The sequence below is a fragment of the Pseudomonas frederiksbergensis genome (assembly GCF_003732275.1).
GTDB lineage: Bacteria > Pseudomonadota > Gammaproteobacteria > Pseudomonadales > Pseudomonadaceae > Aquipseudomonas > Aquipseudomonas frederiksbergensis_H.
On sequence record NZ_MOBM01000012.1, the window covers coordinates 389188 to 407565 of the forward strand.

At 58.6% G+C, this 18378-nt stretch carries 17 protein-coding genes; 6 read left to right on the forward strand and 11 right to left on the reverse strand.

The annotated features are described in order from the left end of the window. Nucleotides 1-191 precede the first annotated feature (191 nt). Complete coding sequence (locus BK662_RS09825) at nt 192-569, forward strand: hypothetical protein (RefSeq protein WP_123357900.1); 378 nt, start codon at nt 192-194, stop codon at nt 567-569. A gap of 203 nt (nt 570-772) precedes the next feature. Here the strand turns inward: BK662_RS09825 and fadD1 are convergent, their stop codons facing one another. Both fadD1 and fadD2 read right to left on the reverse strand, forming a co-directional pair. Continuing rightward, nucleotides 773-2473, reverse strand: a complete 1701-nt coding sequence (gene fadD1 / locus BK662_RS09830) for a long-chain-fatty-acid--CoA ligase FadD1 (protein ID WP_123357901.1) — start codon at nt 2471-2473, stop codon at nt 773-775. A 382-nt stretch (nt 2474-2855) separates the two neighbouring features. Then, nucleotides 2856-4544, reverse strand: coding sequence for a long-chain-fatty-acid--CoA ligase FadD2 (fadD2, locus tag BK662_RS09835; RefSeq protein WP_123357902.1), 1689 nt, complete (start codon nt 4542-4544; stop codon nt 2856-2858). 244 nt (nt 4545-4788) lie between these two features. Here fadD2 and BK662_RS09840 point away from each other — a divergent pair, with 244 nt between their 5' ends. Beyond that, on the forward strand, nt 4789-5733 hold the full coding sequence (locus BK662_RS09840) for an alpha/beta hydrolase (RefSeq protein ID WP_123357903.1): 945 nt from the start codon (nt 4789-4791) through the stop codon (nt 5731-5733). Nucleotides 5734-5776: 43 nt separating this feature from the next. After that, nucleotides 5777-6247, forward strand: a complete 471-nt coding sequence (locus BK662_RS09845) for a MaoC family dehydratase (protein ID WP_007902410.1) — start codon at nt 5777-5779, stop codon at nt 6245-6247. 101 nt (nt 6248-6348) lie between these two features. On the opposite strand, the gene BK662_RS09850 is transcribed toward BK662_RS09845, so the two are convergent. Further along, nucleotides 6349-7083: a hypothetical protein gene (locus BK662_RS09850; RefSeq protein WP_123357904.1), complete on the reverse strand. Its 735-nt coding sequence runs from the start codon at nt 7081-7083 to the stop codon at nt 6349-6351. Between the two features lie 250 nt (nt 7084-7333). Continuing rightward, nucleotides 7334-7801 (reverse strand): ferritin-like domain-containing protein, encoded by a 468-nt coding sequence (locus BK662_RS09855; protein ID WP_123357905.1) that lies wholly within the window; start codon nt 7799-7801, stop codon nt 7334-7336. A 204-nt stretch (nt 7802-8005) separates the two neighbouring features. On the opposite strand from BK662_RS09855, the gene BK662_RS09860 reads away from it, so the two are divergent. Together BK662_RS09860 and BK662_RS09865 are read left to right on the forward strand one after the other, a co-directional pair. After that, the gene (locus BK662_RS09860; RefSeq protein WP_123358128.1) at nt 8006-8242 is read left to right on the forward strand and encodes a DUF3820 family protein; all 237 of its coding nucleotides are present in this window, start codon (nt 8006-8008) and stop codon (nt 8240-8242) included. Nucleotides 8243-8267: 25 nt separating this feature from the next. Beyond that, nucleotides 8268-9449 (forward strand): aminotransferase class V-fold PLP-dependent enzyme, encoded by a 1182-nt coding sequence (locus BK662_RS09865; RefSeq protein WP_123357906.1) that lies wholly within the window; start codon nt 8268-8270, stop codon nt 9447-9449. A gap of 2 nt (nt 9450-9451) precedes the next feature. Here the strand turns inward: BK662_RS09865 and BK662_RS09870 are convergent, their stop codons facing one another. The 4 genes from BK662_RS09870 to zwf form a co-directional block, all read right to left on the reverse strand. Further along, entirely contained in the window at nt 9452-10177 is a 726-nt protein-coding gene (locus tag BK662_RS09870; protein WP_123357907.1) for an intradiol ring-cleavage dioxygenase, read from the reverse strand. Nucleotides 10178-10458: 281 nt separating this feature from the next. Then, complete coding sequence (locus BK662_RS09880) at nt 10459-11124, reverse strand: bifunctional 4-hydroxy-2-oxoglutarate aldolase/2-dehydro-3-deoxy-phosphogluconate aldolase (protein ID WP_123357909.1); 666 nt, start codon at nt 11122-11124, stop codon at nt 10459-10461. A 17-nt stretch (nt 11125-11141) separates the two neighbouring features. After that, nucleotides 11142-11855, reverse strand: coding sequence for a 6-phosphogluconolactonase (gene pgl / locus BK662_RS09885; protein ID WP_123357910.1), 714 nt, complete (start codon nt 11853-11855; stop codon nt 11142-11144). Then, nucleotides 11842-13311 carry a glucose-6-phosphate dehydrogenase gene (gene zwf / locus BK662_RS09890; RefSeq protein WP_048395673.1) on the reverse strand — a complete coding sequence of 490 codons (1470 nt, stop codon included), beginning with the start codon at nt 13309-13311 and terminating at the stop codon, nt 11842-11844. The genes pgl and zwf overlap by 14 nt, the downstream gene beginning before the upstream one ends. A gap of 227 nt (nt 13312-13538) precedes the next feature. Between zwf and BK662_RS09895 the strand changes: the two genes are divergently transcribed. Next, the gene (locus BK662_RS09895; protein ID WP_173667542.1) at nt 13539-14399 is read left to right on the forward strand and encodes a MurR/RpiR family transcriptional regulator; all 861 of its coding nucleotides are present in this window, start codon (nt 13539-13541) and stop codon (nt 14397-14399) included. 106 nt (nt 14400-14505) lie between these two features. On the opposite strand, the gene BK662_RS09900 is transcribed toward BK662_RS09895, so the two are convergent. The 3 genes from BK662_RS09900 to BK662_RS09915 form a co-directional block, all read right to left on the reverse strand. Continuing rightward, nucleotides 14506-15360: a D-hexose-6-phosphate mutarotase gene (locus tag BK662_RS09900; RefSeq protein WP_123357911.1), complete on the reverse strand. Its 855-nt coding sequence runs from the start codon at nt 15358-15360 to the stop codon at nt 14506-14508. Between the two features lie 310 nt (nt 15361-15670). After that, the gene (locus BK662_RS09910) at nt 15671-17017 is read right to left on the reverse strand and encodes a carbohydrate porin (RefSeq protein WP_123357912.1); all 1347 of its coding nucleotides are present in this window, start codon (nt 17015-17017) and stop codon (nt 15671-15673) included. A 198-nt stretch (nt 17018-17215) separates the two neighbouring features. Further along, nucleotides 17216-18376, reverse strand: a complete 1161-nt coding sequence (locus BK662_RS09915; RefSeq protein ID WP_038981981.1) for an ABC transporter ATP-binding protein — start codon at nt 18374-18376, stop codon at nt 17216-17218. Nucleotides 18377-18378 lie beyond the last annotated feature (2 nt).

Genomic DNA, 18378 nt, shown 5'->3' on the forward strand with positions numbered 1-18378 from the left:
GGTATTTCTCCTGTGAACATTTCAACGGGGAAAGTGGTTACACAAGGGTTGACCGGGGGCCTTGGCGCGGAGTTTCATTTATTTATTAACCAGACATTTCGCAGGTTAGGCTTTATGTTTGCAGGCTTTGCCCCGAGAATGCGCAACGTATTCAGGCCATGGCGCTGAAGATTCAATCCCGTAGGAACGTTATGAAACTCGATAAAAAGCAGGCCATTGCCCGCAGAAACCAGGAACTCGGCGGTGCTGTGCTTGGCGTCAACAACTGCCATTTCACCGAATTGAACCGCAACCGCAATATCTTCTGGTTCGATATTCCGGTCGCGCGCCTGGCCGTTGGTCAGTACGAATGGATTCACTTGCTGATGCACATCCCGGATACCGACGAACTGCTACACCTGAAAGTGCCGACGGTGTTCCTGCGCGAGAAACTCGAAGGCCTGGTGGTGCGCAACCAGGGCAAGCGCAAGGCAGCCCTGAGCCTGGAACTGAGCGCCGACAAGGACTCCTACCTGCAGGACATGCGCCCGGCGGGTACCAACGTCAATTTCGCGCAGTTCCGTCAGTAACCCCCCGTCTGTACTGAGGACTACTGTGGCGAGGGAGCTTGCTCCCGCTGGGGTGCGCAGCGCCCCCAAATCAGTCACCTCGATTCACCTGATGACAACTTTTACGACTGCTGCGCAGCCGAACGGGAGTAAGCTCCCTCGCCACAAAAGCGCTCTTGATACCGCTTAAAAAAAAGCCCCGCATCTGCGGGGCTTTTGTTTGACTAGGCGCTGACTTTCTTCACGCCCAGTTTCTTCAGCTCTTCGTCGCGCAGTTCGCGGCGCAGGATCTTGCCGACGTTGGTCGTCGGCAGCGCGTCGCGGAACTCCACGGCTTTCGGTACTTTGTAGCCGGTGACGTTGGCGCGCATGTGCTCCATCACCTGCTCCTTGGTCAGGGTCACGCCCGGTTTGGCGACGATAAAAATCTTGATCGCCTCGCCCGATTTTTCGTCCGGAACACCAATGGCCGCACATTGCAGCACGCCCGGCAGGGTCGCCAGCACGTCTTCAAGCTCATTGGGGTACACGTTGAAACCGGAGACCAGAATCATGTCTTTCTTGCGATCGACGATGCGCATGTAACCGTCTGGCTGGATCAGCGCGATGTCACCGGTCTTCAACCAGCCTTCGCTGTCGAGTATTTCATCGGTCGCGTCCTGGCGCTGCCAGTAGCCCCTCATCACTTGCGGACCTTTCACACACAGTTCACCGATGGCGCCCAACGGCTGTTCAACACCGGCATCGTCGATGACTTTGCACAGGGTCGATGGCACCGGAATACCGATGGTGCCGATCTGGATGTTCTGGCTCGGGTTCACCGTGGCGACCGGGCTGGTTTCGGTCATGCCGTAACCTTCGCAGATCGGGCAACCGGTGACCGCTTTCCAGCGCTCGGCCGCGGCCAGTTGCAAGGCCATGCCGCCGGACAGGGTGATTTTCAGACTGGAGAAATCCAGCTTGCGGAACGCTTCGTTGTTGCACAACGCGACGAACAGCGTGTTCAGGCCGACGAAACCGCTGAACTTCCACTTCGACAGTTCCTTGACCATCGCCGTCAGGTCGCGCGGGTTGCTGATCAGGATGTTGTGGTTGCCGATCAGCATCATCGACATGCAATGAAAGGTGAAGGCATAGATGTGGTACAGCGGCAGCGGGGTGATCAGGATTTCGCAACCTTCGTTGAGGTTGGAGCCCATCAGCGCCTTGCACTGCAGCATGTTCGCCACCAGGTTGCGGTGGGTCAGCATCGCGCCCTTGGCCACGCCGGTGGTGCCGCCGGTGTATTGCAGCACGGCAACGTCGCTGCTGGCCGGGTTGGCTTCAGCCACTGGCTGGCCATGGCCCTTGCTCAGCACGTCATTGAATTTGATGGCCTTGGGCAAGTGATACGCCGGGACCATTTTCTTCACATACTTGATGACGCTGTTGACCAGCAGACGTTTGAGCGGCGGCAGCAGGTCGGCCACTTCAGTGACGATCACGTGCTTGACACCGGTCTTCGGCACGACGGTCTGGGCCAGGTGCGCCATGTTGGCCAGGCAGACCAGGGCTTTGGCACCGGAGTCGTTGAATTGGTGTTCCATTTCCCGCGCGGTGTACAACGGGTTGGTGTTGACCACGATCAGCCCGGCGCGGATGGCACCGAAGACGGCGACCGGGTATTGCAACACGTTGGGCAGTTGCACGGCGATTCGATCGCCGGGTTGCAAATCGGTATGCTGTTGCAGGTAAGCAGCAAAGGCACCGGACAATTCGTACAGCTCACCGTAGGTGATTGTCTTGCCCAGGTTGCTGAATGCCGGTTTGTCAGCGAAGCGTTGGCAGGATTGCTTCAACACTGCCTGAATATTCGGATACTCGTCTGGATTGATCTCGGCAGCAATTCCAGCTGGGTACTTATCCTTCCAAAAGTCTTCGATCATGGAAGCCCACTCCTCAGCAACGCGAATTCAAATACCGCATTTGATGCGATTATTATTGGTGTTTGATTATTGGTGAGTCTGGCTTTTAACAAGGCCGAGAAGTCACAAAGCGCGCCGAGAGTAGCAGCTTTGCCAAGGGCCGACTAGAGCCTAAATCGGCCTCTACGGTCACATTTATGACTCTTGAATATTCAATAGTCACTTTTAGAGCAAAAATTCTATAGCACCTTGAAAGCCCCGTACTTCGGGCCTCTTCCCTCAAAAGCATCGCGGGCAAGCCCGCTCCCACAAGGTTCGCGTCGTACACATTCTTTGTGCACAACACTAAACCTGTGGGAGCGAGGCTTGCCCGCCGATCGCGCGAAGCGCGGCCATTCAACGATCAGGCGATCTCTCGCAACTCCCGCCGCAGAATCTTGCCCACCGGCGTCATCGGCAACGACTCACGCAAGACGATGTGCTTGGGCACTTTGTATGCCGTGAAGTTTTCTTTGCAGTAGGCCTTCAGCTCCTCAAGGCTGACTCCGGATTCACGGGCTACCACAAACAACTTCACCGCCTCCCCCGAACGCTCGTCCGGCACGCCGATCACCGCGCAGCTGGCGACTTTCGGGTGGGCCATCACCACGTCTTCGATCTCGTTGGGGTACACGTTGAAGCCCGAGACGATGATCATGTCTTTTTTGCGATCGACGATACGCACGAAACCGTCCGGGTCGATCACCGCGATGTCGCCCGACTTGAACCAGCCGTCGGCGTCCAGCACTTCGGCGGTGGCTTCGGGTTTCTGCCAGTAGCCCTTCATGATCTGCGGGCCCTTGATGCACAGTTCGCCACGCTCGCCCAGCGGCTGCTCGACGCCTTCATCGTTGATCACCTTCAGGGTCGTACCCGGCACCGGCAGGCCGACCGTGCCGATGCGCGACTTGTCGCCGTAAGGGTTGGTGCAAGCCACCGGCGAGGTTTCGGTCAGGCCGTAACCCTCGGTGATCCGGCAACCGGTGAGCTGTTCCCAGCGCTCGGCCGTGGCCTTGACCAGCGCCGTGCCACCGGAGTTGGTGAGTTTAAGACTGGAGAAATCCAGGGTCTTGAAATCGGGATGGTCCATCAGGGCGACGAACAGCGTGTTGAGCCCCAGCAGCGCCGAAAACCGCCAGTTCTTCAGTTCCTTGATGAAGTTACCAATGTCCCGTGGATTGGTGATCAACACGTTGTGGTTGCCGGTCACCATCATGCACATGCAATTCGCCGTGAACGCATAGATGTGGTACAGCGGCAGCGGCGCGATCATCACTTCCTGGCCTTCGCGCAGCAGTGGTTGACCGTCTGCACCGAATTGCCCCAGACACGCCCGCGCCTGCTGCATGTTCGCCACCAGGTTGCCGTGGGTCAGCATGGCGCCCTTGGCCAGCCCGGTGGTGCCGCCGGTATATTGCAGCACGGCGATGTCGTCGAGGCCGACGTTCAGCGGTTTGATGCCCAGGCCCCGGCCCAGACGCAGCGCGCTCTTGAAGGAAATCGCCTGCGGCAAGGAATAGTCCGGGACCATCTTCTTGACTTTGCTCACCAGGGTATTGACCAGCCAGCCCTTGGCGGTGGGCATCAAGTCGCCCATCTTCGCTTCGATCAGGTACTGAATGTCGGTGTCGGGCAGCACTTCCTGGACCTTCTGTCCGAACACGTTCAAGTAAACCAGCGCCCGGGCACCGGAGTCCTTGAACTGATGACGCATCTCCCGCGCGGTGTACAACGGGTTGGTATTGACCACGATCAGCCCGGCGCGCAAGGCACCGAACACGGCAATAGGATAATGCAGGACATTGGGCATCTGCACCGCAATGCGATCCCCCGGCACCAGGTCGGTATGGGCTTGCAGGTAACCGGCGAACGCGGCGCTGTAGCGTTCCAGTTCGGCGTAGGTCAGGGTCACGCCCATGTTGCTGAATGCCGGGCGGTCGGCAAATTTCTTGCAGGAACGCTCGAACACCTCGATCACCGACTTATAGGCCCCAAGGTCAATATCCAGGGGCACGCCGGCCGGGCGTTTGTCATTCCAGAAATCAGGTTGCATTATTTTTGTCCTCTTTACCTGAGCCTATCCGGAGCCGCTTTCTGTCACTTCTGAAAAAGCGGTGCTTCCCGGACACTAGCAGCTATGGTGAATCAGGCAAATATGCGCACGGGCGTCATAGATCGCGTGAATCTTGCTGCCCCGCCGTGGCCTGATCAGACGGTAGGCGACGGATGCGCTATACAATGCAGCGGGGCTGTTTTCCACCCAGCAGTCTCATGCAGTCCAACGCAAAGGAATCGCCATGATCCACGACACTTTCTGGCTGACCGCGAGTGACCGCAGCCGCCTCTTCGTCAACCAGTGGCTGCCGGCCGCGCCGCTCAAGGCGGTGATCCTGCTGGCCCACGGCATGGCGGAACACAGCGGTCGCTACGCCCGTCTGGCGCAAGCATGCTGTGATCAGGATTACGGCGTTTATGCCCCGGACCTGCGTGGACATGGCAAAACTGCCGAAAACGGTATGTTGGGCCATTTCGCCGACGATGATGGCTGGTGCAAAGTGGTCGGCGACCTGGCCAGACTCAACCAACATATCGGCCAACAGCATCCCGGCGTGCCGATCGTGCTGCTGGGCCACAGCATGGGCAGTTACATCGCCCAGGCTTACTTGCTGCACCACAGCGCCAGCCTGCACGGGGCGATTCTCAGTGGCTCGAACTTCCAGCCCGTGGCGCTCTATCGCGCAGCGCGACAGATTGCTCGTCTGGAACGCTTGCGCCAAGGGCCCAAGGGGCGCAGTGCGCTGATCGAATGGCTGTCGTTCGGCTCCTTCAATAAAAAATTCAAACCGGCGCGCACGCCGTTCGACTGGCTGAGCCGCGACCCGGCCGAAGTCGACAAATACGCCAATGACCCGCTCTGCGGCTTTCGTTGCACCAATCAACTGTGGGTCGATTTGCTCGGCGGCTTGCAGCAAATCAGCAAAGCGTCCAATCTCGCCCAGATCGATCCGGGCTTGCCGTTGCTGGTGATTGGCGGTGAATGTGATCCGGTGAGCGAAGGCAAACGTCTGAAAGATCTGGCCCACGCCCTGCGCGACGCTGGCTGCCAGAGCCTGCAGCTGACTATTTACCCGCAGGCCCGGCATGAGCTGTTCAATGAGAGCAACCGCGACGAAGTGACGGCCGATGTGCTGAACTGGATCGCCCAGGCCTTGAGCAACCGTCGGCCACCCAGGGCCGAATAGTTTTTTTGTGGATTTATTTAATTCGTCACAGGAATCGAGACAGATGACCCAGGTTACCAACACCCCTTACGAAGCCCTCGAAGTCGGCCAGACCGCCAGCTACAGCAAGACCGTCGAGGAGCGCGATATTCAGTTGTTCGCCGCGATGTCCGGCGATCACAACCCGGTGCATCTGGACGCCGAATTCGCCGCCGCCAGCATGTTCAAGGAGCGTATCGCCCACGGCATGTTCAGCGGCGCGTTGATCAGCGCGGCAGTGGCTTGCGAGTTGCCTGGGCCGGGGACTATTTATATCGGTCAGACGATGAGCTTTCAGAAGCCAGTGAAGATTGGCGACACGCTGACTGTGCGCCTGGAGATTCTCGAGAAACTGCCGAAGTTTCGTGTGCGTATCGCCACTCGGGTGTTCAACCAGCGCGATGAGTTGGTCGTGGATGGCGAGGCGGAGATTCTGGCGCCACGCAAGCAACAGACCGTGACATTGCCTACCCTGCCGGCGATCAGCATCGGCTGATTTGCAAGTCCGCTGATCGTTCCCACGCTTCGCGTCACTGGTGTCCGGGAAAACTGAAGGGGGAGCTTGCTCCCCCTTGCTGTGCCTGCCTCTGAGCCAAATCAGAGATTGCGCGATAACGCCCTGCGCACACTCTCACTGTTCAGCGCAGGGCTTTCAGTCTCGGCAGGGGGTTGTGCCGGTGCAGGACTTTCGGCCTGGAAAGAGATTTCAGCCTGAACCGGGCTTTCAACTTGAACAGGGCTTGGCGCCTGACCGCGACTGGCGACCTGATTGCCCAGCTTCTCAATGTAGGCGTTCAAATCGCTAATCAGCAGTTTCTTGCGCTGGGAGCCCTGATACCACGCGTAGCAAAAATAGCCCGTCGCCGCCAGGAAGCCTAGCCCGGCTGTAGCAAGACCGGCGATGCACAATCCAAGCACGATCAGCACTGTCTTCCAGTTAAAGGGCGACAGCTCCAGCTCGGTATTCAGCACGTTCGCGTCACGCAGCACCCAGCGCTTGGACGCCGTGTGGTTCTGCAAAAGGGTGTGCAGCGGCGAGCCATCCTTGTTCAAGGCACTGATTAAAGAGATTTCCTGACCGGTGCGCAAAGGAATGTCCACGCCGCGCAGCTTTACATCGTGCTCGACGCCGTCCGGCGTCTTGACCCAGAACTCATGATTGATGATCGAAACAGAACTGATGCGCACAGGCGTCACATCACCGTCGTCACCGTTCACATGAACGCCGCCCGTGGATGTCACACGGGTCTCGCTGACTTTTTCGCTACCCACCACTTCACCGCTCAAGACAGTGAAAGAAACGGTTTTATCGCCATGGGTGAAGTTGTGCATTTCGATTCCTTGATGACCCACGTCGATCGGACGTGCAGGAGAAAGATCCGTATGCGGCGGATGCTACTAATTAGCCACTAGGCTGTCCAGAATTCACCACCACTAACACTTGGCAGCGCCAGGTCGCCGCCGATCAAAGTCTTGATCGCGAACTGCAAGGCGCGGCAAGCTAGCTATATCCCGCCCAGCATTAAATGCCGAACACAAAAAAACGCCAGACAAGCTGGCGTTTTTGACAGATAACGAACGCTTATGAGCGCGCGCGAGCCTGGTTACGCAGGGCTTTCACCTGATCGTGGTTGCGTTGTACGCCGTGATACTGGCGTTCAACGATGTCACGAATGCTCACCAGGTTGTCCTTGTTGATTTTTTCCAGTGCGTCCTTGTAAGCCTTCAGCGCGTGGTCTTCACCGCGTTCGGCTTCGTTCAGCACCGCCTCTTCGTCCTTGCCGGTGAACATCGCCTTCACGTCGACCCAGCGACGGTGCAGATCGCCACTGACGCTGGTGGAGGTTTCTGGATCACCGCCCAGGGAACGCACAGTTGCCTGCAGTTCGGCAGCGGCAGTAGCGCAGTCGGCGGAGCGCTGCATGAACAGGTTTTTAAGTTCTGGATGTTTGATGTCTTCAGCGCAAGTCTTGAACCCTTCCTGACCGTCTTTACTGGTTTCAATCAGGTCGTTGAGTACAGAGATCGCTTCTTTATTAATGTCGGTCATTTTTCAATTCCTTGCGGTTGATGAAAGATGCAATAAGTAGTTGCACCCTGCATGCCAGCTTTGAATTGACGTCTTTTTACTTATATTTCAATTAGTTGTCGTTTAAGTCGAAATCTGTATCCGCTTTTTTTGCATGATCTGTCATTTGGCCTGCATGCAGAATGCCTGTATTTTCCAGACTGTTTTGAATCACGACGACTGATGATGAATCCCGAAAAGCTCGAACTGCTGATTACCCATGAAATGCCCTTCGGCAAATACAAGGGCCGCATCATCGCTGACCTGCCCGGCCAGTACCTGAACTGGTTCGCTCGCGAAGGTTTCCCTCACGGTGAACTGGGCGGTTTGCTGGCCTTGATGCAGGAAATCGACCACAACGGCTTGTCGGAGCTGCTTGAACCGCTGCGCGCCAAACACGGCAAACCTGCGCCTCGCCACTGACCCGCCCTACCTCACCGAGTTGCTCATGCCCGATAACCCCCGCCGTTCCCGCGATGAAGCCTTTTGGCAGACCTTTGCCGACCGCTATGCTGTCGAACCCGGCCCCCTGAACCTGGAGAACGGTTACTTCGGGCGTATGTCGCGCACCGTGGTCGAGGAGTATCAGCGCAACATAGAGCTGATCAACCGCGGCAACTCGGTACATGTGCGCCAGCGCTTCGAACAGGGCGAAAGCGTCAAGATTCGTGAGCAACTGGCCGAGCTGATCGGTGCTCCCGCCGAAGCCGTCGCCCTCACCCGCAACGCCTCCGACGGCCTGCAATCGCTGATCCGCAACTACAACCGCCTGGAACCGGGAGATCAGGTGCTGATATGCGATCTGGAGTACGACACGGTCAAGGGCGCGATGCGTTGGCTGGCGCGCTATCGAGGTGTGGAAGTGATCGAGATCGAACACTGCCACCCCGCCAGTTTCGACAGTTTATTCACCACTTACCGCGAAGCTTTTATCCGTTATCCTCGACTGAAGCTGATGGCCCTGACCCACGTCACCCATCGCACCGGGCTGGTGATGCCGGTGCAGGCGATTGCCGCTGCCGCCAGGGAACACGGCATCGATGTGATTCTCGACGGCGCCCATGCCCTCGGCCAGATCGAGTTCAATCTCGATGAACTGGGCATCGCCTTTGCCGGCTACAACCTGCACAAATGGATCGGTGCGCCGCTGACCCTGGGCTTCATTTACATCGCCCCTCAGCGGCTGGCCGATATCGACCCGGACATGGGCGAGATGCATTTCCCGGTCACCGACATTCGCGCCCGCACGCCGTACAGCACCCCGAACATCCCGGCCCTGCTGACCCTGCCGCTGGTGTTCGAAGAACATCACGCGATGGGCGGTTCCGTCGCCAAGGGCACGCGGCTCAATTACCTGCGCAACCGATGGGTCAATGCCGTTCGGGGGTTACCGGGAATCGAAGTCATGACCCCGGATGACCCGCGCCTGTATTGCGGCATCACCTCGATGCGCTTTACCCGGCATGCCGATCAGCAGGCGATGGTCGAGCGCCTGCTCAACGACTACAACCTGTTTACCGTGGCGCGCAGCGGCGCGGCGTGTGGCCCGTGCATCCGCATTACGCCGGGGCTCACGACCACTGCAGCCGACATGGATCTGCTGGCCCGGGCGCTGACCGAACTGCGCTGAAGTCACACGGTGTATTTGTCGAAGTCCTCGGGCTTGATCTGCGATGACAGCGCAAACGTGTCGACACCGATGGTCATGTGCCCGAAAAAGCCGTCGTCGTTCGAGTCTCGACCGATGGCATGGACATTCAAGGTCGAGGCTTCCCCCCCCATGCCCTGATAGAACTCATCCTGCTCGTTGTTCAGCACGCAGATGCCACGCCCACGGTACTCGCGGGCATTGAGTACCGTCCGCGATGCCACCTCGGGAAAGTACAGCTGGCCTACCCAGGCGACATGCCGCTCTTCCAGGTAGTTGTTGCCGGCCGTGATTCGTACCGCCACATGAATATGCAGGGCGCGGCCGGCATAAAAACCGGGGTAGATGGTGGTAAATCGCACCACACCCTGGTGATCGGTAAATTGCCCGCCGCGCAGGTAGGTATCGTCATCGGTGCGCGGGATTGAACCGATGGCATCGACGTCGACTTCCTTGTCCGGGTCGACCTTGCTCCAACCCGAATACGCCCCCCGCGCGTTGCAATGCCAGATATCAACCAACGCCCCCGTAACCGGTTGACCGGTCATGGCATCGACGATCGTCAGTCGCAGCACAAGGGGAACGCCGTCCATGCCTTCGCATATGTTTCGTCTGATCAGCTTCGGGTTTCGAAAATACGGGCCGGCGATCTGTTCGGGTGACAGTTGGCATACCGGTGGTGGGGATGTAATTGCAGTGTTGTCGTCCATGACGTTCTCTCTTCCATAAGATGAACGCAGGTTAACGCTGGACGAGTGACGAGATGCGGTAACTATGTATCGCATGATGTCCTGTGGGAGCGGTGGTGCGGCGATCCGACTTGCTCGCGAAAGCGGTCTGACAGTCAACATCTGCATTGAATGTGATGGCCCCTTCGCGAGCAAGCCTGCTCCCACAGGGGTTTTATTTCAGGCAAAAAAAAACGGTGCACCGACCAAGCGCACCGTAAAGCCGTAGAACACACAACGAAGTGTTTGGTAAATCCGGTGAATCAGTCCAGCAGGGCCAACGCCTCGGCGGTGCACTCCTGGATGCGGGCCCAGTCGCCGTTCTTGATCCACTCAGGGTCAAGCATCCAGCTACCGCCCACGCACATCACGTTTTTCAACGCCATGTAGCTCTTGATGTTGGCCGGGCTGACGCCGCCGGTCGGGCAGAATTTTACTTCGCCGAACGGGCCGCCCAAGGCCTTGATGGCCGCGACGCCGCCGCTGACTTCCGCCGGGAACAGCTTGAAGCGGCGATAACCCAGGCTATAGCCTTCCATGATGCCGGAGGCATTGCTGATGCCCGGCAGCAGCGGGATCGGGCTGCCGACACTGGCTTCAAGCAGGTCACGGGTGATGCCCGGCGTGACGATGAATTGCGAACCAGCCGCTTCGGCAGCGGCCAACATGCTGCGATCAAGCACGGTGCCGGCACCGGTGACCAGTTCCGGACGCTTCTCGCGCAGGATCTGGATCGCCTTGAGGCCGAACTGCGAACGCAGGGTCACTTCCAGCGCCGTCAGGCCACCGGCCGCCAGGGCGTCGGCCAACGGCAGTACGTCCTGTTCACGAGCGATGGTGATCACTGGCAGGATCCGCGCCTTGGCGCAGAGGCTGTCGATCAGGGCGACTTTGTCCGCCATGGAAACGGTCGGGGATGTGTTTGTCATAGCGGCTGATCCTTGGTTCATGGGCACCAGTAAATCTCTAACGTAGGTTGCAGAAACGCCCGAATCGGCATGGCGGCGACATCGTCACCGGCCAGTGCGGCATTCAGGGTGGTCAGCTTGGACTGACCGGAAATCGATAGAACGGTGTGTTTCGCCGAAGCCAGCAGCGCGCGACTCATGGTCAGGCGTTGATGGGGCACAGTCGGCGCCAGCATCGGCCAGCAACGACGGGTGCCGTCGACTTTCAAGGCGTCGGCCAGGTTCGGGCTGTTGGGGAACAGCGATGCGGTATGACCGTCGTCACCCATGCCCAGCACCAGCACGTCGATCGACGGCAATTCGGCGAGCAAGCGATCAGCCTGCTCGGCGGCTTGTTCCAGGTTGGCGGTGGCACTGTAGAGGCTCAGGAACTGAGCCTTGGCCGCCGGGCCTTGCAACAGATAACGCTTGAGCAGACCGGCATTGCTGTCGGCATGTTCCACCGGCACCCAGCGCTCGTCAGCCAGGCTGACCACCACTTTCGACCAGTCCAGCGCCTGCTTGGCCAAGTGCTGGAAAAACGCCACCGGGCTGCGTCCGCCAGACACCACCAGTGTCGCGGCGCCTTGTGCGGCAATCGCGTCGCTCAGTTGTTTGGCCACCGTCAATGCCAGGCCTTCGGCCAGCAGCACCGGGCTTTTGAACTCATGGGCGCTGACGCCCTGAGGCAGTTTCAATTTAGATATCGCCATACCATGACCTCCCGTCCCGCGTAATCAGTGCAATGGAGCTCATCGGCCCCCAGGACCCAGCCGCGTACGGTTTGGGCGCATCACCGGATTTTTTCCACCCGGCGATCAACTGGTCACACCACTTCCACGCGGCTTCGATTTCATCTTTACGGACAAACAAGTTCTGATTGCCGCGCATCACTTCCAGCAACAACCGCTCGTAGGCGTCGGGAATCCGCGCGCTGCGATAGGTGTCGGAAAAATTCAGCTGCAACGGACCGCTGCGCAGCTGCATGCCCTTGTCCAGGCCTTGTTCTTTGGTCATCACGCGCAAAGAAATGCCTTCGTCCGGTTGCAGGCGGATGATCAGTTTGTTGCTGATCTGCAAGCGCTGCTCGGGGGCGAAGATGTAGTGCGACGGTTCCTTGAAGTGGATGACGATCTGCGACAGCTTTTGCGGCATGCGCTTGCCGGTCCGCAGGTAAAACGGCACGCCGGCCCAGCGCCAGTTACGAATATCGGCACGCAGGGCGACGAAGGTTTCGGTGTCGCTCTGGGTGTTGGAGTTAGGCTCCTCCAGATACCCGGGTACCGATTTGCCTTCGCTGTGACCGGCGATGTACTGGCCGCGCACCACTTGAGTGGTCAGGCCTTCCGGGCTGATCGGCGCCAGCGCCTTGAGGACTTTGACTTTCTCATCGCGGATGCTGTCGGCAGACAGGTCGGCCGGCGGGTCCATGGCGATCAGGCAGAGCAGTTGCAGCAGGTGATTCTGGATCATGTCCCGCAGCTGGCCCGCCTTGTCGAAGTAACCCCAACGGCCTTCGATCCCGACCTGCTCGGCCACGGTGATTTCCACGTGGGAGATGTAATTCTGGTTCCACTGGGTTTCGAACAGGCTGTTGGCGAAACGCAGGGCGATCAGGTTTTGTACGGTCTCTTTGCCCAGGTAGTGGTCGATGCGGTAGGTGCGGTTCTCGGGGAAGAACTGCGCCACGGCGTCGTTGACCTTGCGCGAGGATTCCAGGTCCGAACCGATGGGTTTTTCCAGCACCACGCGGGTGTTTTCGGTCAGGCCGACCTTCGACAGGTTCTCGCAAATAGCGCCATAAACCGCCGCCGGGGTGGCGAAGTAAGCAATCACCCGCTGGGCGCTGCCAGCCTGTTCGGCCAGGGCGACGTAATCGTCAGCCTTGAGAAAGTCGACGTGCAGGTAGCTCAAACGGGCCAGGAAGCGCTCGACCACTGCTTCATCCAGCTCTTTGGCGCCCACGTAGCGGCGCAGCTCAGTGGCGATGAATGCCAGATGCTGCTGCTCGCTGCCGGGTTCACGGGCCAGCGCGATAATGCGCGTATCCTCATGAAGCAGGCCGGCGCCATCGAGTTGATAGAGGGCAGGAAACAGCTTGCGCAGGGCTAGATCGCCGAGAGCGCCGAACAAGGCAAAGGTGCACGGTTCAACCGTAATCGAAGGCATGATGTTTGTTCTTTTATCAAGTTAAGCTACAAATACCTTTTTTCAAGGCATCACTCAAGGGAAAATGTAGTAATAACCACAACATTTTCGCAAAATACAGATTCCGAGTGGTGGTCGGTCGGAGCCATCAGTAGGATAGGCCACCGTTATGGGCCATATCAAAGGCCCAATTTGCATAGCCGAACGCTTATTTGCGCTGCTGACCTAAGGAACATGTAATGGACCGCGTGCGAAATTTACTGGAACAGATCCAGAATCGCCTTGAAGACCTGAACAAGGCAGAACGCAAAGTCGCCGAAGTGATCCTGCTCAACCCAGAGCAGGCCACCCGGTTCAGCATCGCCGCCCTCGCCCAGGCCTCTAAGGTCAGCGAGCCGACGGTCAACCGTTTCTGCCGTTCGTTCGGCGTCAGCGGCTACCCGGAACTGAAACTGCAGCTGGCCCAGAGTCTGGCCAGTGGCGCGGCGTATGTCAGCCGGGCGGTTGAGGCTGATGACAATCCGGAAGCGTATACAAAAAAGATTTTCGGCAGCGCCATCGCCTCTTTGGACAGTGCGTTGCAGGCGCTTGACCCGAACCTGATCAGCCGCGCCGTCGACCTGTTGATCCAGGCCCGGCAGATCCACTTCTTCGGCCTCGGAGCCTCGGCCCCGGTGGCGCTGGATGCGCAGCACAAGTTCTTCCGCTTCAACCTGGCGGTGACCGCCCATGCCGACGTGCTGATGCAACGCATGATTGCCTCGGTGGCCCACACCGGTGAGTTGTTCGTGATCATTTCCTACACCGGCCGCACCCGCGAACTGGTGGAAGTCGCGCGCATCGCCCGGGAAAACGGCGCTTCAGTACTGGGCCTGACGGCCGAGGGTTCGCCGCTGGCCAAGGCCAGTACCTTGAGCCTGAACATTCCGCTGCCGGAAGACACCGATATCTATATGCCGATGACGTCGCGGATCATTCAGCTGACCGTGCTCGATGTGCTCGCCACCGGCATGACCCTGCGCCGGGGCGTGGATTTCCAGCCGCATTTGCGCAAGATCAAGGAAAGCCTGAATGCCAGTCGGTATCCGATTGGGGATGAGTTTAATTAACCCTTGAAAGATCGCAGCCTCGTTTCGCTCGACAGCTCCTACAAGGGATCGGCGTAAACCTGTAGGAGCTGTCGAGCGAAGCGAGGCTGCGATCTTTTGATATTTCCTACGCCCCAACCCGCGCCTGCAAACTCAAATGCGCCCGCTCCCCCGGTGCCAGGCACAGGCTGTCGGTCCCGCCGCTGGCCGCTTCCACACAGACGAACTCTAAAACCTCGTTCCAGCTCACGCCCAGCAACGGCCGTGCGCCGGGATGCCAGACCACCGTGTCTGCATGGTCACCGGTGTCGATGCACAATTGCCGCTGCCAGGCGTGATCCTTGAGCTGCAATTCGCCGTCATGCTGGAACACTCGCTGACAACCACCGTCGACCCGCAACTCGCCTTCCTGCTGGCAAACCTGGCGGCTCAACTGGTCGTAACCTTGCGCGCCGTCGAGCCCAGACAGCGCTACCTCGCCCACGTCACCAATACGCCAATAGGCGTGTAACGCCTGGCTCAACTGGCACGGCATGTCGTCCTGATGCTCGGTGCTCAGGTGCAAATCCATGCGTTCGCCCAGGTGCGCATGCAAGTCCACTTGCCAGTCGCACAGCTGTAACTGCCAGTGCAGGCGCACACCATCGTCATCACTGCTGCTGTCGAGCAGTTTCCAGTCGAGCAAACGCGCCCAGCCATGGGACGGCCAGGCGTTTTCACTCGGATGACGGCCGTACCACGGCCAGCACACCGGCACACCGCCGCGAATCGCACCGACATGCGGCCACTTCGCTGCGCACCACAGCCAGGGTTTCTGACCCTTTGGCTGGAAGTGCAGCAACTGCGCGCCCTGCCGACTGAACACCGCCTGACACAGCGGATGATCGATCACCAGCACATCGCGCATCTGATAGCGCTCCCACGCAAACACCGGACGTTCGCGCAAGGATTTGAAGAAGCGTTGTAGCGGATGCTCAAGCATGTGCCACGGTCCTGAAAATCATTGGTGTACTCACAATCTCTGAAAACAACAGTGCTTTTGTAGCCAGTGAATTCTCTGTGGCGAGGGAGCTTGCTCCCGCTGGGCTGCGAAGCGGCCCTAAAACCATTCACTGCGGTGCTTCAGCCAAACCGCATTCGCCGCGTTTACGACTGCTTCGCAGCCGAGCGGGAGCAAGCTCCCTCGCCACAATACATTCGCCAGCAGTTCGGCTGATCAGCCCCAAAAAAAAGCGGACAGCCTTGGCCGTCCGCAAATATGCGCACATAGAGAGGAGCTTATCGCAACAGCGTTAGAACACCGACTGAATTTTCAGACCAGCCACCAGAGCGTTGTCGACTTCATCCACACCGCCCGGATGAGTGACGTACTGCAGGTTAGGACGTACGGTCAGCCAGTTGGTTACGTGGAAGCCGTAGTTGATCTCGTAGTTGTACTCGGTGGTACGCAGCGGCGAGAACAGCGGATCTTCATAGTCGGTGACACCATTGGAGGCGTTGACCAACTCGGCGTTTTTCTTCACGTCATCGTTGACATGGATACGGGCGAAACCGATTCCGACGTCATCTTTAGGACGCGCATCGAACGGCCCCTTGTACACAAACATCAGCGACTGGTAATTGTCGACGAAGTTGGTGTCCTTGTCGTGGAAGGTGGCGTTGGCCGCGATGTTCAAACCGCGTGAAGCATCACCGTTGTGGGTGGTGAGTTGCTGCTGCGCCACAAACCAGTAGCCATGCTTGCTGTCGTGGCTGCGATAGGCATTGCCTGTGGTCGCTGCATCATCGCCGTTGTCATCTTTACGGACGTCATCGGCATCGGCCGTGCTCTTGTAGTAACCAACACGGTATTCGCCCGGCAGGTTGTTAACCTTCGGTGACCAGACCAGTTCAACCGGCAAGACAGTGCCCTTGGTACCACTGCCGCTGAGCTTGAAGCCGTTACCGTGCTCCAGTTGCGATGGGTTCTGGTTGTACGCGCCGATCTGCGCGTAGAACTCAGGCGTGATGTTGTACTTCACGCGAACCGCCGCCTGCATGACCGGCCAGTTGTACCAGATACCGGTCGCCCAGTTACCCGCTTGGGAACCGCAGAATGCCAGGTTCTGGAACTCGCAAGGGAAGGTGTTGAAGTCTTCGCCTTCGCCGAAGTAACCAGCCTTGACGTCCAGTTTACCGTCGAGGAACTGGTGCTTGATCCACAATTGGGTCAGACGGACCATGTGGCCACGGCCGTAGACTTCCTGGGAGGAACTCAAGGTGCCGGCACGCGGGTCGCCGACACGGTCATTGGAGATATTCTGACCGTTACGGTTGGTGAGCTGAATCTTGGCCTGGGTGTTATCCCAGCCCCACAGTTTTTCCAGGTCCAGCGCCACGCCCAAGCCAAACTGGTCGGCGTAACGCGCCGTCTTGTCGTCGTTGTAGCCGCCATGCAGGTTGGCGCCCACTTCACCGACGTAGTCGGCCTTGATGTCGATACCCTGCTCGATCAGCTTGGTCCGCTCGCCGCCCCAATCACCGGTCATCCACTGCGATTCGGCACTGAACGCGTCAGCCGCGTGTACGCTACCGGCCATAGTCATCACCGCAAGAGCTGACAATTGGCAGATAAGCTGAGCGTTGTTCTTCTTCTTCATCCCTACATCCTCGTCTTTATTGTTATTAACTGTTTTTATCTAACGCGGTTTACATCGATTGCGACGCACGACAGTCCGGGCGCCACGGATTCCCCCCTGTGGGAGCGAGCCTGCTCGCGATAGCGGTGTATCAGTCGACATCGATGTTGAATGTCAGTCCGTCATCGCGAGCAGGCTCGCTCCCACATTTTTTGATCTTTATCTGCCTTTGAATTGGGCTACGTTGGCGCTGTGAGCTTCAGCTTTAGGCAGGCCGGCCACCCCCAGGCGTTCACCGGTCTTGGCATCGAACAACAACACTTTCGACGGATCGAATTGCAGGGTCAGGGTCTCGCCTACGGCCGGCGCGACGTCCGGTGCCAGGCGGCAGCAGACTTTGGTGTCGTTGAGATTGACGAACACCAGGGTGTCGGGACCAGTCGGTTCGGTGACCTGCACTTCGGCACGAATGGTCGGCAAACCATTCGGCTCGCTGCCCGCCAGAACGATCTGCTCCGGGCGCATGCCGAGGATCACTTCGCGGTCTTCAAGCCCGGCGTCCTGCATGCCCAGCGGTAATTCGCAGCGCGCCTGACCGCTGTCGAGCAGCGCTACCAACCGACCTTCCTTACGCTGCAAACGCAGAGGGATGAAGTTCATTGGCGGCGAACCGATGAAGCTCGCCACGAACAGGTTGGCCGGGTTGTTGTAGATGTCTTTCGGCGTGCCGAACTGCTGAATGATCCCGTCCTTCATCACCGCCACTTTGTCGCCCAGGGTCATCGCTTCGATCTGGTCGTGGGTCACGTAGACCGTGGTGGTTTTCAGGCGCTGGTGCATCAGTTTCATTTCGGTGCGCATCTCGACCCGCAGCTTGGCGTCGAGGTTGGACAGCGGTTCGTCGAACAGGTAAATCTTCGGCCGCCGCGCCAGCGCCCGGCCCATGGCCACGCGCTGTTGTTGACCACCGGAGAGCTGACCCGGTTTGCGGCTCAGCAGGTGTTCGATTTGCAGCAACTTGGCCACGCGAGCGACTTCTTCGTCGATTTCGGCGGTGGGCATTTTCCGGATCTTCAGGCCGAACGCGATGTTGTCGCGCACGCTCATGGTCGGGTACAGCGCGTAGGACTGGAACACCATGGCGATGTCGCGATCTTTGGGGCTCATGCCGCTGATGTCGGCGTCGTCCACCAGGATCGCACCGCCGCTGATGTTTTCGAGACCGGCGATGCAATTCATCAAGGTGGATTTACCACAACCCGATGGACCGACCAGAATCAGGAACTCACCGTCATTGATCTTCAGTTCGATGTTCTTCAGGGTGTCCGGCAAACCGGCACCGTAGGTCTTGTTGACGTTGCGTAATTCGAGAGTTGCCATGT

Coding starts and splice junctions, on each gene's coding strand:
- BK662_RS09845 (WP_007902410.1), top strand. CDS start 5,777: ATGACCCAGGTTACCAACACCCCTTACGAAGCCCTCGAAGTCGGCCAG.
- BK662_RS09870 (WP_123357907.1), bottom strand. CDS start 10,177: ATGGACGACAACACTGCAATTACATCCCCACCACCGGTATGCCAACTG.
- BK662_RS09880 (WP_123357909.1), bottom strand. CDS start 11,124: ATGACAAACACATCCCCGACCGTTTCCATGGCGGACAAAGTCGCCCTG.
- BK662_RS09910 (WP_123357912.1), bottom strand. CDS start 17,017: ATGAAGAAGAAGAACAACGCTCAGCTTATCTGCCAATTGTCAGCTCTT.
- BK662_RS09840 (WP_123357903.1), top strand. CDS start 4,789: ATGATCCACGACACTTTCTGGCTGACCGCGAGTGACCGCAGCCGCCTC.
- fadD2 (WP_123357902.1), bottom strand. CDS start 4,544: ATGCAACCTGATTTCTGGAATGACAAACGCCCGGCCGGCGTGCCCCTG.
- BK662_RS09915 (WP_038981981.1), bottom strand. CDS start 18,376: ATGGCAACTCTCGAATTACGCAACGTCAACAAGACCTACGGTGCCGGT.
- BK662_RS09825 (WP_123357900.1), top strand. CDS start 192: ATGAAACTCGATAAAAAGCAGGCCATTGCCCGCAGAAACCAGGAACTC.
- BK662_RS09855 (WP_123357905.1), bottom strand. CDS start 7,801: ATGACCGACATTAATAAAGAAGCGATCTCTGTACTCAACGACCTGATT.
- BK662_RS09865 (WP_123357906.1), top strand. CDS start 8,268: ATGCCCGATAACCCCCGCCGTTCCCGCGATGAAGCCTTTTGGCAGACC.
- BK662_RS09900 (WP_123357911.1), bottom strand. CDS start 15,360: ATGCTTGAGCATCCGCTACAACGCTTCTTCAAATCCTTGCGCGAACGT.
- zwf (WP_048395673.1), bottom strand. CDS start 13,311: ATGCCTTCGATTACGGTTGAACCGTGCACCTTTGCCTTGTTCGGCGCT.
- pgl (WP_123357910.1), bottom strand. CDS start 11,855: ATGGCGATATCTAAATTGAAACTGCCTCAGGGCGTCAGCGCCCATGAG.
- BK662_RS09860 (WP_123358128.1), top strand. CDS start 8,006: ATGAATCCCGAAAAGCTCGAACTGCTGATTACCCATGAAATGCCCTTC.
- BK662_RS09850 (WP_123357904.1), bottom strand. CDS start 7,083: ATGCACAACTTCACCCATGGCGATAAAACCGTTTCTTTCACTGTCTTG.
- fadD1 (WP_123357901.1), bottom strand. CDS start 2,473: ATGATCGAAGACTTTTGGAAGGATAAGTACCCAGCTGGAATTGCTGCC.